Here is a 14773-nt window from a genome sequence, read left to right on the forward strand (position 1 = left end):
GACGGCCGCTCCCAGGCTTTAGGTCTGGTTATTTATACAGTGTTTTGTTTGAGGGTGACAATCCTGATGCTTAGTCCGATTTGCTTGAATGGATGTCTTTTTAAGTGCGACGAGGAATGACTGGCAGGAATTGATCCAGGACAAGTGAAAGACTTTTGGTAACGCCTCAACCCTTGAACCTGAAAATTGTGGCCCCATATACCGGAACAGAAGCGCGAGTCGAGTTCGCGCATGATTTTGAAAGGAGAAATCTATGGCTGACGAACAGACGCAGGATACGCAAAATCCAGACGCCAACCAGGCAGCAGGTGAAGACCTGGCCGCTCGTGTGCAAGTGCTCGAAGAGCAATTGGCAGGCGCACAGGATCAATCGTTGCGTGTTGCCGCCGATCTGCAGAACGTCCGCCGCCGCGCCGAGCAGGATGTAGAAAAAGCTCACAAATTCGCCCTGGAAAAATTTGCCGGTGATCTGTTGCCGATCATCGACAGCCTGGAGCGTGGCCTTGAGCTGTCCAACCCGGACGACGAAAACATCCGCCCAATGCGCGAAGGGATCGAACTGACCCTGAAAATGTTCCAGGACACCCTGAAGCGTTATCAGCTGGAAGCCATCGATCCGCAAGGCGGCGAGCCGTTCAATGCCGAGCATCATCAAGCGATGGCGATGCAGGAAAACGCTGATCTTGAGCCGAACAGCGTATTGAAGGTGTTCCAGAAGGGTTACCAGCTCAACGGTCGCCTTCTGCGCCCGGCAATGGTTGTGGTGAGCAAGGCTCCTGCACCTGTTGCACCTTCGATTGATGAGCAGGCTTGAAATAAGTCGTAACGGCCCCATCTATAAGTCAAGCGTTTAAGTACTGCCGCAGTTAGCCACCACTGCTGCGGCAACAAAATCTAAGTTTCGGGAGAGTAAATCATGGGCAAAATTATCGGTATCGACCTGGGGACTACCAACTCCTGCGTCTCCGTGCTGGAAAACGGCGTATCCAAAGTTATTGAAAACGCCGAAGGCGCACGTACCACCCCGTCCATCGTGGCCTATGCCAACGACGGCGAAATCCTGGTGGGCCAGTCCGCCAAGCGTCAAGCTGTGACCAATCCGCATAACACCCTGTACGCGGTGAAGCGTCTGATCGGTCGTAAGTTCGACGAAGAAGTCGTACAGAAAGACATCAAGATGGTCCCGTACAAAATCGCCAAGGCTGACAACGGTGACGCCTGGGTTGAAGTGAACGGCCAGAAAATGTCGCCGCCACAAATCTCGGCTGAAATCTTGAAAAAGATGAAGAAAACCGCCGAAGACTACCTCGGTGAAGCAGTGACTGAAGCGGTGATCACCGTTCCGGCCTACTTCAACGACAGCCAGCGCCAGGCGACCAAAGACGCCGGCCGTATTGCTGGCCTGGACGTAAAACGTATCATCAACGAACCAACCGCAGCCGCTCTGGCCTACGGTATGGACAAGGCCAAGGGCGACCACACCGTGATCGTCTACGACCTGGGTGGCGGTACCTTCGACGTTTCCGTGATCGAAATCGCTGAAGTCGATGGCGAGCACCAGTTCGAAGTGTTGGCCACCAACGGTGACACGTTCCTGGGCGGTGAAGACTTTGACATTCGTCTGATCGACTACCTCGTTGACGAATTCAAGAAAGAAAGCGGCATGAACCTCAAAGGTGACCCGCTGGCCATGCAGCGCCTGAAAGAAGCCGCTGAGAAAGCCAAGATCGAACTGTCTTCGAGCAATTCGACCGACGTGAACCTGCCGTACATCACTGCAGACGCTACCGGTCCTAAGCACTTGAACGTGAAAATCTCCCGCGCCAAGCTGGAAGCGCTGGTAGAAGACCTGGTTCAACGCACCATCGAGCCTTGCCGCATTGCGCTGAAAGACTCGGGTATCGACGTTGGCGCGATCAACGACGTTATCCTGGTAGGCGGTCAGACCCGTATGCCACTGGTTCAGAAGCTGGTTACCGAGTTCTTTGGTAAAGAAGCGCGTAAAGACGTGAACCCGGATGAAGCTGTAGCCATGGGTGCTGCCATCCAGGGCGCGGTATTGGCCGGCGACGTGAAAGACGTTCTGCTGCTGGACGTAAGCCCGCTGACCCTGGGTATCGAAACCATGGGCGGCGTGATGACCGCGCTGATCGAGAAAAACACCACGATTCCTACCAAGAAATCGCAAGTGTTCTCGACTGCCGATGACAATCAGGGCGCCGTGACCATTCACGTGCTGCAAGGTGAGCGTAAGCAAGCGGGTCAGAACAAGTCCCTGGGCAAGTTCGACCTGGCCGAGATTCCACCAGCACCACGTGGCGTGCCACAAATTGAAGTGACCTTCGACATCGACGCCAACGGCATTCTGCACGTAGGCGCCAAAGACAAGGCCACTGGCAAGACTCAGTCGATCGTGATCAAGGCTAACTCGGGTCTGTCCGAGGAAGAAATCCAGCAGATGATCCGTGATGCTGAAGCCAACGCCGACGAAGACCGCAAGTTCGAAGAGCTGGCCGCAGCCCGCAACCAAGGCGACGCGCTGGTTCACTCGACTCGTAAAATGATCGCTGACGCTGGCGACAAAGTGACTGCCGAAGAGAAAACTGCAATCGAAGCCGCAGTAGTTGCCCTGGAAGCCGCCGTTAAAGGTGACGACAAGGCCGCTATCGAAGCCAAGGTTGAAGAGCTGTCGAAAGTCTCCGCGCCAGTCGCTCAGAAAATGTACGCCGAACAAGGCCAGCCGGCTGACGGTGCTGCACACCAGGCAGAACCTGAAGCCAAGCACGACGATGTTGTCGATGCCGAGTTCGAAGAAGTTAAAGACCAGAAGTAACTTGGTCGCCCGGTTGACCGCTCACAAGCGGTGACTGGTAGGATGTCGCCGCGCGGGAGCTTGCTCCCGCGTTGGCGTGTCTGGGGTACGCGAATTTTTACAGCATGCGACAACGCTCGGATGCTGGCGGTGTGATCGGGAATGCTCCTGCTTTCCGGACGACGTTCACCGCGTTTTTGGCCGGTTGCCGGCTGAAAGCAGTAACGACCAGGATCGTTGAATTGACGTGAGTTGGGTCCGGGCCTGTATTGGGGCTCAACGAGTTTGGCAAGGCTCAGGAGGGTTTTGCCGGACGTCCTTAAGAGTGCAAAGACTTATGGCAAAGCGTGACTATTACGAAGTGTTGGGTGTGGAGCGCGGCTCCAGCGAGGCGGACCTGAAAAAGGCTTACCGTCGCCTGGCAATGAAGCACCACCCGGACCGTAATCCGGATAACAAAGAATCCGAAGACCTGTTCAAAGAGGCCAACGAGGCCTACGAATGCCTGTGTGATCCAAACAAGCGAGCCGCTTACGATCAGTACGGCCATGCCGGCGTCGACCCGAGCATGGGTGGCGGCGGTGCCGGTTTTGGTGGCCAGAACTTCTCCGATATTTTCGGCGACGTGTTCAGCGACTTCTTTGGCGGCGGCCGCGGTGGTCAGCGTGGCGGTGCCCAGCGTGGCAGCGACCTGCGCTATACCCTGGAGCTTAACCTGGAAGAAGCGGTGCGCGGCACCAGCGTCAATATCCGCGTTCCGACGTTGGTTAACTGCAAGCCGTGCGACGGTTCGGGTGCCAAGAAAGGCTCCTCGCCGATCACTTGCCCGACTTGCGGCGGTATCGGCCAGGTGCGCATGCAGCAAGGCTTCTTCTCGGTGCAGCAAACCTGCCCGCGTTGCCATGGCCAGGGCAAGATCATTTCCGACCCGTGCGATTCGTGCCACGGCGAAGGGCGTGTCGAAGAGTACAAGACCCTCTCGGTGAAAGTGCCGGCGGGAGTTGATACCGGCGACCGCATTCGTCTGTCGGGCGAAGGCGAGGCGGGTACTCAGGGCGGCCCTACGGGCGACCTGTACGTGGTGATCAATGTGCGCGAGCACTCGATCTTCCAGCGCGACGGCAAGCATCTGTTCTGTGAAGTGCCGATCAGCTTTGTGGATGCGGCCTTGGGTGGCGAGCTTGAAATTCCGACGCTGGATGGTCGGGTCAAGCTGAAGATCCCTGAGGGTACGCAAACCGGCAAGCAGTTCCGTATTCGTGGCAAAGGCGTTGCGCCGGTGCGCGGTGGCGGTGCTGGTGACTTGATGTGCCGTGTGGCGGTAGAGACGCCGGTGAACCTGGGCCGTCGTCAGCGTGAATTGCTGGAAGAGTTCCGCAGTTCCCTGGCTGGCGATGACACCCATTCGCCAAAAACCACCGGTTGGTTCGAAGGCGTGAAGCGCTTCTTCGGCGACCTGTAAGGAAGTGAGTATGCGACGTATCGCGGTGATGGGCGCTGCCGGGCGCATGGGCAAGACTCTGGTTGAAGCCGTACAGGCACGCTCGCCGGCCTCCGGGCTGACGGCGGCGATTGTGCGCCCCGGCAGCACCTTGATTGGTGCGGATGCGGGTGAGTTGGCGTCGTTGGGGCGGATTGGCGTTTCGTTGTCCGGCAACCTGGAGCAGGTCGCCGACGAGTTCGACGTGCTGATCGACTTCACCCTGCCGGAGGTGATGCTGAAAAACCTGGCGTTCTGCCGCAAGGCGGGCAAGGCCATGGTGATCGGCACTACCGGCCTGAGCGCCGAGCAAAAGCAACTGCTGGTGGAGGCGGGCAAGGACATTCCTATCGTGTTCGCCGCCAACTTCAGCGTCGGCGTCAATCTGTCGCTGAAGCTGCTCGACATGGCGGCGCGGGTGATGGGGGATGAGGCTGACATCGAGATCATCGAGACCCATCACCGGCACAAGATCGATGCGCCGTCGGGTACGGCGTTGCGCATGGGCGAGGCGATTGCCGATGCCCTTGGGCGGGATCTGTCGAAGGTGGCCGTGTACGGTCGCGAAGGCCACACCGGTGCCCGTGCTCACGACACCATCGGTTTTGCCACCGTTCGCGGCGGTGACGTAGTGGGTGATCACACGGTGCTGTTCGCAACCGAGGGTGAGCGTCTTGAGATCACCCACAAGGCGTCGAGCCGCATGACGTTCGCCAAGGGTGCCGTACGTGCGGCGCTGTGGCTGGATGGGCGTGCGCCGGCCCTGTATGACATGCGCGACGTGCTGGATCTGCATTAAGAAGTAGCTAAAACGGGGCCTCAGGATTATTCTAAGGCCCCGTTTTTACCCGCTAGGCGACGTCCTGTCGCATTCCCCTGCCTTTAAGGCTCATTAGCGGTGGACCAAAAAAGCCTTTTTCTGTAAGCTACAGCTTTAGTGTGTCCACTAAAAGCGCGCAGAATAATTCGGTGAAGAAGCGGGGTGACGTGTCCATACGTCACTCCGCTTTTTTACAACCTGCGATCGCCCTTTCAGGCTTTATTTACGGGAGGTCTTCTTGACTAAGCCAGCCATACTCGCCCTTGCTGATGGCAGCATTTTTCGCGGCGAAGCCATTGGAGCCGACGGTCAGACCGTTGGAGAGGTGGTGTTCAACACCGCCATGACCGGCTATCAGGAAATCCTTACCGATCCTTCCTACGCCCAACAGATCGTTACCCTGACCTATCCGCACATCGGTAACACCGGTACTACACCGGAAGACGCCGAGTCTGATCGTGTCTGGTCGGCGGGTCTGGTAATTCGTGACCTGCCACTGGTTGCGAGCAACTGGCGTAACACGATGTCCCTGTCCGATTACCTGAAAGCCAACAACGTTGTGGCGATCGCCGGTATCGATACGCGTCGCCTGACCCGCATCCTGCGTGAAAAAGGCTCGCAGAACGGCTGCATCATGGCCGGTGACAACATCTCCGAAGAAGCGGCGATTGCGGCAGCCCAAGGTTTCCCTGGCCTGAAAGGCATGGACCTGGCGAAAGTCGTCAGCACCAAGGACACGTACGAGTGGCGCTCCACTGTCTGGGACTTAAAGACCGACAGCCACGCGACCATCGACGCTTGCGAACTGCCTTACCACGTCGTGGCCTACGACTACGGTATCAAGCACAACATCCTGCGCATGCTGGTCGAGCGCGGTTGCCGCGTGACCGTGGTGCCGGCGCAAACCCCGGCCAGTGACGTGCTGGCCTTGCAGCCGGACGGCGTATTCCTGTCCAACGGCCCGGGTGACCCCGAGCCTTGCGACTACGCCATCAAGGCCATCAAGGAAGTACTGGAAACCGAGATCCCGGTATTCGGTATCTGCCTCGGCCACCAGTTGCTGGCCCTGGCTTCCGGCGCCAAGACCCTGAAAATGGGCCACGGCCACCACGGTGCCAACCACCCGGTGCAGGATCTGGACACGGGCGTCGTAATGATCACCAGCCAGAACCACGGTTTTGCGGTAGATGAAGCGACTCTGCCGGGCAACGTCCGGGCGATTCACAAGTCGCTGTTCGACGGTTCCCTGCAAGGCATCGAACGCACCGACAAGAGCGCGTTCAGCTTCCAGGGCCACCCTGAAGCAAGCCCGGGCCCGAACGACGTAGCGCCGCTGTTCGACCGTTTCATCAATGAGATGGCCAAGCGACGCTAAGTGAGCGGCCTGAGGGTGGCCCGGGAAACCGGCGGCCCCCTCAGGCTCTTCAAAGATTGTTCAAGACGGCTTGCCGACTGACCTGCGGATTTGAGTGACAAACCCATGCCAAAACGTACAGACATAAAAAGCATCCTGATTCTCGGCGCTGGCCCGATCGTGATCGGCCAGGCCTGCGAATTCGACTACTCCGGCGCCCAGGCCTGTAAAGCCCTGCGCGAAGAGGGCTACCGCGTCATCCTGGTGAACTCCAACCCGGCCACCATCATGACCGACCCGGACATGGCCGACGCCACCTACATCGAGCCGATCAAGTGGCAGACCGTTGCCAAGATCATCGAGAAAGAGCGTCCGGACGCGCTGCTGCCAACCATGGGTGGCCAGACCGCCCTGAACTGCGCACTGGACCTGGAGCGCGAAGGCGTCCTGGAGAAGTTCGGCGTAGAGATGATCGGCGCCAATGCCGACACCATCGACAAGGCTGAAGACCGTTCGCGTTTCGACAAGGCCATGAAGTCCATCGGCCTTGACTGCCCGCGTTCCGGTATCGCCCACAGCATGGAAGAGGCCAACGCGGTCCTGGAACGCCTGGGCTTCCCGTGCATTATCCGTCCGTCCTTCACCATGGGCGGCACCGGTGGCGGTATCGCTTACAACCGTGAAGAGTTCGAAGAAATCTGCGCCCGCGGCCTGGACTTGTCTCCGACCAAAGAGCTGCTGATCGACGAGTCCCTGATCGGCTGGAAAGAATATGAGATGGAGGTTGTCCGCGATAAGAAGGACAACTGCATCATCGTCTGCTCCATCGAAAACTTTGACCCAATGGGCGTGCACACCGGTGACTCGATCACTGTTGCGCCAGCACAGACCCTGACGGACAAGGAATACCAGATCATGCGTAACGCCTCTTTGGCGGTGCTGCGTGAGATTGGCGTGGAAACCGGTGGCTCCAACGTCCAGTTCGGCATCTGCCCGGACACCGGCCGCATGGTTGTGATCGAGATGAACCCGCGTGTATCGCGTTCTTCGGCGCTGGCATCGAAAGCTACCGGCTTCCCGATTGCGCGTATCGCCGCCAAGCTGGCGATCGGCTACACATTGGACGAGCTGCAGAACGAAATCACTGGCGGCGCAACCCCGGCATCCTTCGAGCCGTCGATCGACTACGTCGTCACCAAGCTGCCACGCTTCGCTTTCGAGAAATTCCCGAAAGCCGACGCCCGCCTGACCACTCAGATGAAGTCGGTCGGTGAAGTCATGGCCATCGGCCGGACCTTCCAGGAATCCCTGCAGAAAGCCCTGCGTGGCCTGGAAGTGGGCGTTTGCGGTCTGGACGAGAAACTCGACCTGAGCAACCCGGAAAGCATGAGCGTGCTCAAGCGCGAGCTGACCGTGCCGGGTGCCGAGCGTATCTGGTACGTGGCTGATGCTTTCCGCGCCGGCATGACCGTCGAAGATATTTTCGGCATGAACATGATCGACCCGTGGTTCCTGGTGCAGATCGAAGATCTGATCAAGGAAGAAGAGAAGGTCAAGACCCTCGGTCTGTCCTCTATCGACCGCGACCTGATGTTCCGCCTCAAGCGCAAAGGCTTTTCCGACATGCGCCTGGCCAAGCTGCTGGGTGTGACCGAGAAGAACCTGCGCACGCATCGTCACAAGCTGGATATCTTCCCGGTCTACAAGCGCGTTGATACCTGTGCTGCCGAGTTCGCCACCGACACCGCGTACATGTACTCCACCTACGAGGAAGAGTGCGAAGCCGCGCCGTCGGGCCGCGACAAGATCATGATCCTGGGTGGCGGTCCAAACCGTATCGGCCAAGGCATCGAGTTCGATTATTGCTGCGTACACGCCGCTCTCGCCCTGCGCGAAGACGGGTACGAGACCATTATGGTCAACTGCAACCCGGAAACTGTTTCCACTGACTACGACACTTCCGACCGTCTGTACTTCGAGCCGGTAACGCTGGAAGACGTGCTGGAAATCTGCCGCGTCGAGAAGCCAAAAGGCGTGATCGTCCAGTACGGCGGCCAAACCCCGTTGAAACTGGCTCGCGCACTCGAAGCCGCTGGCGTGCCGATCATCGGTACCAGCCCTGACGCTATCGACCGTGCTGAAGACCGTGAGCGCTTCCAGCAGATGGTTGAGCGTCTGAACCTGCGTCAGCCGCCAAACGCCACCGTGCGTAGCGAAGACGAAGCGATCCGCGCGGCCAGCAAGATTGGTTACCCGCTGGTGGTGCGTCCGTCCTACGTACTGGGCGGCCGGGCGATGGAAATCGTCTACGAAGAAGACGAACTCAAGCGTTACCTGCGTGATGCGGTGAAAGTGTCCAACGACAGCCCGGTGCTGCTGGACCACTTCCTCAACTGCGCCATCGAGATGGACGTGGATGCGGTCTGTGACGGCACCGACGTGGTGATCGGCGCGATCATGCAGCACATCGAACAGGCTGGCGTACACTCCGGTGACTCCGCTTGCTCGCTGCCGCCGTACTCGCTGCCGGCGCACATCCAGGACGAGATGCGCGAACAGGTCAAGAAAATGGCCCTGGAGTTGGGCGTGGTCGGCCTGATGAACGTACAGTTGGCGCTGCAAGGCGAAGACATCTACGTCATCGAAGTCAACCCGCGCGCCTCGCGTACCGTGCCATTTGTTTCCAAGTGCATCGGTGTTTCCCTGGCGATGATTGCCGCCCGTGTGATGGCCGGTAAGACCTTGAAGGAAATCGGCTTCACCAAGGAAATCATTCCGAACTTCTACAGCGTGAAAGAGGCGGTTTTCCCATTCGCCAAATTCCCTGGTGTGGACCCGATCCTGGGCCCAGAGATGAAGTCCACCGGTGAAGTGATGGGCGTGGGCGATACCTTCGGTGAGGCGTTCGCCAAGGCCCAGATGGGCGCCAGCGAAGTGCTGCCGACCGGTGGTACTGCCTTCATCAGCGTGCGTGATGATGACAAGCCACTGGTTGCAGGCGTGGCCCGTGATCTGATCAACTTGGGTTTCGAAGTTGTGGCCACTGCCGGGACCGCCAAGCTGATCGAGGCTGCCGGCCTGAAAGTGCGTCGCGTGAACAAGGTGACGGAAGGCCGTCCACACGTGGTCGACATGATCAAGAATGACGAAGTCACTCTGATCATCAACACCACCGAAGGTCGCCAGTCGATCGCGGACTCCTACTCCATTCGTCGTAACGCCTTGCAGCACAAGATCTACTGCACCACCACTATTGCTGCTGGCGAAGCTATCTGCGAAGCGCTCAAGTTCGGTCCTGAAAAAACCGTGCGTCGCTTGCAGGATCTACACGCAGGATTGAAGGCATGATCAAATACCCAATGACCGTCCAGGGCGCAAAAGCCCTGGAAGAAGAGCACGCCCACCTGACCAAGGTCGTCCGTCCGAAGCTGAGCCAGGACATCGGTACGGCCCGGGAATTGGGTGACCTGAAGGAAAACGCTGAATACCATGCTGCCCGCGAGCAGCAAGGTATGGTCGAGGCGCGGATCCGTGATATCGAAGGCCGCCTGCAGAACTCGGTGGTTATCGACGTCACGACCATTCCGAAGACCGGCAAGGTGATTTTCGGCACCACCGTGGAAATCGCCAACGTCGAGACTGACGAAAGCGTGGTTTACCACATCGTGGGTGAAGACGAGGCCGACTTTAAACTCGGCAAGATCTCCGTCGGTTCGCCGCTGGCCCGCGCCTTGATTGCCAAGGAAGAGGGTGACGTGGTGGCCGTCAAGACGCCTGGTGGCGTGATCGAGTACGAGATTGTCGAAGTTCGTCACATCTGAAAGACGGCGCCCGCTTCGTGCGGGCGCCATGCTTTGGCAGTTTGCCCAGATGCTTTGGGTTGGCGGCCTATGGCTGTTGCATATTGGTGTACTGCCGGCGCTGGGCCTGATTGGTCTGGCACCGTTGCTGATCGATGAGTTCAGCGGATTATTAAGCGCGTTGCTGGTGGGTTTTGCGGCGGCGTGCGTAACGCTTCAGGCGCTGGTGCTGATCAAGGCCGAAGGCTTGGGGAGTTTGTGGCGGGATATTCGCGGGCAACTGCTGTTGATGGCGCTGTATGCGTGCGCAATGTTTTGCGTGGTACGCATCTTTCTGCCGGAAGCGTTGCGCTGGCAGCTGTTCAGCTATCTTGTGCTAGGGTTTTCCGGGTTGGTGCTGGTTGTTCAGCCGGTGCCGGGATGGAGTGGCAGGGCGTGCGAAGCACGCCCGTGACCCTTGTTTCACTTGAAGCGGTGTACGTTCGACAGTTGCTTGTTGGCGCTGAAGTTCTTGCGATACAGCAGTGCCATCTTGCCGATGACCTGAACCAGGTCCGCTTTGCCAACCTTGCACAGTTCTGCAATGGCTGCCAGGCGCGCCTCGCGATCAAGGATGCTGACCTTGATCTTGATCAGCTCGTGATCGCCCAATGCGCGTTCAAGTTCGGCTAACACACCTTCAGTCAAACCGTTGTCAGCCACAATCAAAACTGGTTTCAGATGGTGGCCAATGGATTTGTACTGTTTCTTCTGCTCTTGAGTGAGCGGCATAATCTGACCCCTGCGTCTGATCTTGTAAAAAGCGGCGGCCAGTTTACCCGAGCGAGTCCGGGACCGCCCAGTTAATCACGACCCGTTTTATTTTCGAGGTGGCCCGTGGCCCGTTCCAAAACTAGCCTTAAGTGGCTGCAAGAGCATTTCAACGATCCTTACGTCAAAATGGCGCAAAAGGATGGCTACCGTTCCCGGGCCAGCTACAAGCTGCTGGAGATTCAGGAAAAGGACAAGTTGATCCGTCCTGGCATGAGCGTTATCGACCTTGGTGCCGCCCCGGGTGGCTGGTCCCAGGTGACCAGTCGTCTGATTGGCGGGCAAGGTCGTTTGATCGCTTCCGATATCCTGGAAATGGACAGCATCCCGGATGTGACCTTTGTTCATGGTGACTTTACCCAGGATGAAGTGCTGGCACAGATCCTCGAGGCGGTCGGAAATTCGCAGGTAGACCTTGTGATTTCCGATATGGCCCCCAATATGAGTGGATTACCAGCTGTTGATATGCCGCGAGCCATGTTCCTCTGCGAATTGGCACTGGATCTGGCGGGACGGGTACTACGTCCGGGTGGTGACTTTCTGGTCAAGGTCTTCCAGGGTGAAGGCTTCGACGAGTATCACAAGAACATCCGCAAGCTGTTCGACAAGGTACAGACACGCAAGCCTGACTCTTCCCGAGACAGGTCTCGCGAGCAGTATTTGCTGGGTCGTGGTTTCCGTGGCATTGAAGGCGCTGCCAGTGAAGAGCGTTTTTGAGGAATTTGACGGAGGCGATAGGTTTTTTTATATCGCTTTCGTCACGAAGCTTTACGAATATTGTGTAGTCAAAGTTTCACAAAGGGTTACAGACGGCGCCTGCCAGAGTTGTAGGTAATGTAGTAAGTTAGGCCGGTGAATATCATGCGAAGCGCGCGCCAGTAGCGGAGCTTGCTTCAGAGGGTAGTTAATTGAACGATATGGCAAAGAATCTGATCCTGTGGTTGATCATCGCGGCTGTCCTCGTGACGGTGATGAACAACTTCTCCAGCCCTAACGAGCCGCAGACCCTCAACTATTCCGACTTCATCCAGCAAGTTAAGGATGGCAAGGTCGAGCGCGTAGCGGTTGATGGCTACGTGATTACCGGCAAGCGCAACGATGGCGACAGCTTCAAGACCATCCGTCCGGCAATCCAGGACAATGGCCTGATCGGCGACCTGGTGGATAACCACGTGGTCGTTGAAGGCAAGCAGCCTGAGCAGCAGAGCATCTGGACCCAACTGCTGGTAGCCAGCTTCCCGATACTGGTGATTATCGCCGTGTTCATGTTCTTCATGCGCCAGATGCAAGGTGGTGCGGGTGGCAAGGGCGGGCCGATGAGCTTCGGCAAGAGCAAGGCACGCCTGCTCTCCGAAGATCAGGTGAAAACCACCCTGGCTGACGTTGCCGGTTGCGACGAAGCCAAGGAAGAAGTGGGCGAACTGGTTGAATTCCTGCGCGATCCTGGCAAGTTCCAGCGTTTGGGCGGGCGTATTCCTCGCGGTGTGCTGATGGTTGGCCCGCCAGGTACCGGTAAAACCCTGTTGGCCAAGGCCATTGCGGGCGAAGCCAAAGTGCCTTTCTTCACCATTTCCGGTTCCGACTTCGTCGAAATGTTCGTCGGTGTGGGTGCCAGCCGTGTTCGCGATATGTTCGAACAGGCCAAGAAGCACGCGCCTTGCATCATCTTCATCGATGAAATCGACGCCGTTGGTCGCCATCGTGGCGCCGGCATGGGCGGCGGTCATGATGAGCGTGAGCAGACCCTTAACCAGTTGCTGGTTGAGATGGACGGCTTTGAAATGAACGACGGCATCATCGTGATCGCCGCAACCAACCGTCCTGACGTACTCGACCCTGCGCTGCTGCGTCCGGGCCGTTTCGACCGTCAGGTTGTGGTGGGTCTGCCGGATATCCGCGGCCGTGAACAGATTCTGAAAGTGCACATGCGCAAAGTGCCGATGGGTGACGACGTGGCTCCGGCCGTGATTGCCCGTGGTACTCCAGGCTTCTCCGGTGCCGACCTTGCCAACCTGGTGAACGAAGCTTCGCTGTTCGCTGCCCGTACCGGCAAACGCATCGTCGAAATGAAAGAGTTCGAACTGGCGAAAGACAAGATCATGATGGGCGCCGAGCGCAAATCCATGGTCATGTCCGAGAAAGAGAAGCAGAACACCGCTTATCACGAAGCCGGTCACGCCATTGTCGGTCGTGTTGTGCCTGAGCATGACCCGGTCTACAAGGTATCGATCATTCCTCGTGGTCGGGCGCTGGGCGTTACGATGTTCCTGCCGGAAGAGGATCGCTACAGCCTCTCCAAGCGTGCGCTGATCAGCCAGATCTGCTCGCTGTATGGCGGCCGGATTGCTGAAGAGATGACCCTGGGCTTCGACGGTGTGACTACCGGCGCCTCCAACGACATCATGCGTGCGAGCCAGATTGCACGGAACATGGTGACCAAGTGGGGTCTGTCGGAAAAACTCGGCCCTTTGATGTATGCCGAGGAAGAAGGCGAGGTGTTCCTGGGGCGTGGCGGTGGCGGTCAAGCTGCCAGCTTCTCCGGTGAGACAGCCAAGCTGATCGACTCCGAAGTGCGCAGCATCATTGACCAGTGCTACGGCACGGCCAAGCAGATCCTCACCGATAACCGTGACAAGCTCGACGCCATGGCTGATGCCCTGATGAAGTACGAGACCATTGATGCCGAGCAGATCGACGACATCATGGCCGGCCGTACGCCTCGTGAGCCTCGCGATTGGGAAGGTGGTTCGGGTACTTCAGGCACGCCGCCTGTGGTGCAGAACGAGCGCCCTGAAGCCCCGATCGGCGGCCCTGCTGCTGACCATTAAGGTTTGAAATGACTTCTGCGTTGTCCTCGACCCGGTTGCCTTGCGGCAGCCGGGTTCTTGATTTGGCCCGTACACACGTTATGGGCATTCTTAACGTAACCCCTGATTCCTTTTCCGATGGCGGCCGCTTCAGCCAGCTTGATGCTGCGTTGCGCCATGCGGAAGCGATGGTGGCTGCCGGTGCGACCCTGATTGATGTCGGTGGCGAATCAACCCGGCCCGGCGCACGCGCAGTGTCTCCCCTGGAGGAGCTGGAGCGGGTTGCGCCGATTGTCGAGCGCATCCACCAAGAGCTGGACGTGATTATCTCTGTCGACACCTCGACTCCTGCCGTCATGCGCGAAACCGCGCGGCTGGGGGCTGGGTTGATCAACGATGTGCGTTCCCTGCAGCGGGACGGCGCGCTTGACGCGGCGGCTGCCACGGGGCTGCCGGTTTGCCTGATGCATATGCTCGGTGAGCCGGGCACGATGCAGGACGATCCGCATTACGACAATCTGGTCGGTGAAGTGAAAGGCTTTCTGGCCGAGCGCATGGCTCAGTGCGCTGCAGTGGGGATAGCTCCCGAGCGGATCATCCTTGATCCGGGGTTTGGCTTTGCCAAGACCCTGCAGCACAATTTAAGCCTGTTCAAGCATATGGAATCCCTGCATGCCCTTGGTCGCCCCCTGTTGGTCGGGGTTTCGCGCAAGAGCATGATAGGTCTGGCGTTGAATCGTCCCGTGGGTGAGCGGCTGTATGGCGGCCTGGCACTCGCGGCACTTGCCGTGGTCAAAGGCGCGCGTATCTTGCGCGTGCATGACGTGGCCGAGACGGTCGATGTCGTGCGAATGATCGCAGCGGTTGAATCAGCCGAATAAGAATGATGG

12 protein-coding genes are annotated in these 14773 nt (G+C 58.2%); 11 read left to right on the forward strand and 1 reads right to left on the reverse strand.

Annotated elements, in window-relative coordinates:
* The first annotated feature begins 253 nt into the window (after positions 1 to 253).
* The 8 genes from grpE (at position 254) to V3W39_RS24565 (ending at position 10720) form a co-directional block, all read left to right on the forward strand.
* Positions 254 to 814: a nucleotide exchange factor GrpE gene (gene grpE, locus V3W39_RS24530; protein WP_003212224.1), complete on the forward strand. Its 561-nt coding sequence runs from the start codon at positions 254 to 256 to the stop codon at positions 812 to 814.
* A 102-nt stretch (positions 815 to 916) separates the two neighbouring features.
* A complete protein-coding gene (gene dnaK / locus V3W39_RS24535; protein WP_003212222.1) occupies positions 917 to 2833 on the forward strand; it encodes a molecular chaperone DnaK in 1917 nt (638 codons plus the stop codon).
* A 316-nt stretch (positions 2834 to 3149) separates the two neighbouring features.
* On the forward strand, positions 3150 to 4274 hold the full coding sequence (gene dnaJ / locus V3W39_RS24540) for a molecular chaperone DnaJ (protein WP_010174305.1): 1125 nt from the start codon (positions 3150 to 3152) through the stop codon (positions 4272 to 4274).
* A 10-nt stretch (positions 4275 to 4284) separates the two neighbouring features.
* Positions 4285 to 5091, forward strand: a complete 807-nt coding sequence (gene dapB, locus V3W39_RS24545) for a 4-hydroxy-tetrahydrodipicolinate reductase (RefSeq protein WP_177042200.1) — start codon at positions 4285 to 4287, stop codon at positions 5089 to 5091.
* A gap of 259 nt (positions 5092 to 5350) precedes the next feature.
* A complete protein-coding gene (gene carA / locus V3W39_RS24550; protein WP_177042202.1) occupies positions 5351 to 6487 on the forward strand; it encodes a glutamine-hydrolyzing carbamoyl-phosphate synthase small subunit in 1137 nt (378 codons plus the stop codon).
* A gap of 105 nt (positions 6488 to 6592) precedes the next feature.
* A complete protein-coding gene (gene carB / locus V3W39_RS24555; protein WP_003212212.1) occupies positions 6593 to 9814 on the forward strand; it encodes a carbamoyl-phosphate synthase large subunit in 3222 nt (1073 codons plus the stop codon).
* Positions 9811 to 10287 (forward strand): transcription elongation factor GreA, encoded by a 477-nt coding sequence (greA, locus tag V3W39_RS24560; protein WP_010174313.1) that lies wholly within the window; start codon positions 9811 to 9813, stop codon positions 10285 to 10287. Before carB ends, greA begins: the two co-directional genes overlap by 4 nt.
* Before the next feature lie 28 nt (positions 10288 to 10315).
* Positions 10316 to 10720, forward strand: coding sequence for an MFS transporter (locus V3W39_RS24565; protein WP_177078869.1), 405 nt, complete (start codon positions 10316 to 10318; stop codon positions 10718 to 10720).
* Between the two features lie 8 nt (positions 10721 to 10728).
* On the opposite strand, the gene V3W39_RS24570 is transcribed toward V3W39_RS24565, so the two are convergent.
* Positions 10729 to 11037, reverse strand: a complete 309-nt coding sequence (locus V3W39_RS24570) for a YhbY family RNA-binding protein (RefSeq protein WP_177042205.1) — start codon at positions 11035 to 11037, stop codon at positions 10729 to 10731.
* A 105-nt stretch (positions 11038 to 11142) separates the two neighbouring features.
* Between V3W39_RS24570 and rlmE the strand changes: the two genes are divergently transcribed.
* The 3 genes from rlmE (at position 11143) to folP (ending at position 14764) form a co-directional block, all read left to right on the forward strand.
* The gene (rlmE, locus tag V3W39_RS24575) at positions 11143 to 11793 is read left to right on the forward strand and encodes a 23S rRNA (uridine(2552)-2'-O)-methyltransferase RlmE (RefSeq protein ID WP_003212203.1); all 651 of its coding nucleotides are present in this window, start codon (positions 11143 to 11145) and stop codon (positions 11791 to 11793) included.
* A 200-nt stretch (positions 11794 to 11993) separates the two neighbouring features.
* Positions 11994 to 13904 (forward strand): ATP-dependent zinc metalloprotease FtsH, encoded by a 1911-nt coding sequence (gene ftsH / locus V3W39_RS24580; RefSeq protein ID WP_008436840.1) that lies wholly within the window; start codon positions 11994 to 11996, stop codon positions 13902 to 13904.
* Between the two features lie 8 nt (positions 13905 to 13912).
* Entirely contained in the window at positions 13913 to 14764 is an 852-nt protein-coding gene (gene folP / locus V3W39_RS24585) for a dihydropteroate synthase (RefSeq protein ID WP_177078868.1), read from the forward strand.
* Positions 14765 to 14773 lie beyond the last annotated feature (9 nt).

The organism is Pseudomonas sp. Z18(2022) (assembly GCF_036346535.1).
GTDB classification, from domain to species: domain Bacteria; phylum Pseudomonadota; class Gammaproteobacteria; order Pseudomonadales; family Pseudomonadaceae; genus Aquipseudomonas; species Aquipseudomonas yamanorum_A.

Coding starts and splice junctions, on each gene's coding strand:
- grpE (WP_003212224.1), top strand. CDS start 254: ATGGCTGACGAACAGACGCAGGATACGCAAAATCCAGACGCCAACCAG.
- dnaK (WP_003212222.1), top strand. CDS start 917: ATGGGCAAAATTATCGGTATCGACCTGGGGACTACCAACTCCTGCGTC.
- dnaJ (WP_010174305.1), top strand. CDS start 3,150: ATGGCAAAGCGTGACTATTACGAAGTGTTGGGTGTGGAGCGCGGCTCC.
- dapB (WP_177042200.1), top strand. CDS start 4,285: ATGCGACGTATCGCGGTGATGGGCGCTGCCGGGCGCATGGGCAAGACT.
- carB (WP_003212212.1), top strand. CDS start 6,593: ATGCCAAAACGTACAGACATAAAAAGCATCCTGATTCTCGGCGCTGGC.
- greA (WP_010174313.1), top strand. CDS start 9,811: ATGATCAAATACCCAATGACCGTCCAGGGCGCAAAAGCCCTGGAAGAA.
- V3W39_RS24565 (WP_177078869.1), top strand. CDS start 10,316: ATGCTTTGGCAGTTTGCCCAGATGCTTTGGGTTGGCGGCCTATGGCTG.
- V3W39_RS24570 (WP_177042205.1), bottom strand. CDS start 11,037: ATGCCGCTCACTCAAGAGCAGAAGAAACAGTACAAATCCATTGGCCAC.
- ftsH (WP_008436840.1), top strand. CDS start 11,994: ATGGCAAAGAATCTGATCCTGTGGTTGATCATCGCGGCTGTCCTCGTG.
- folP (WP_177078868.1), top strand. CDS start 13,913: ATGACTTCTGCGTTGTCCTCGACCCGGTTGCCTTGCGGCAGCCGGGTT.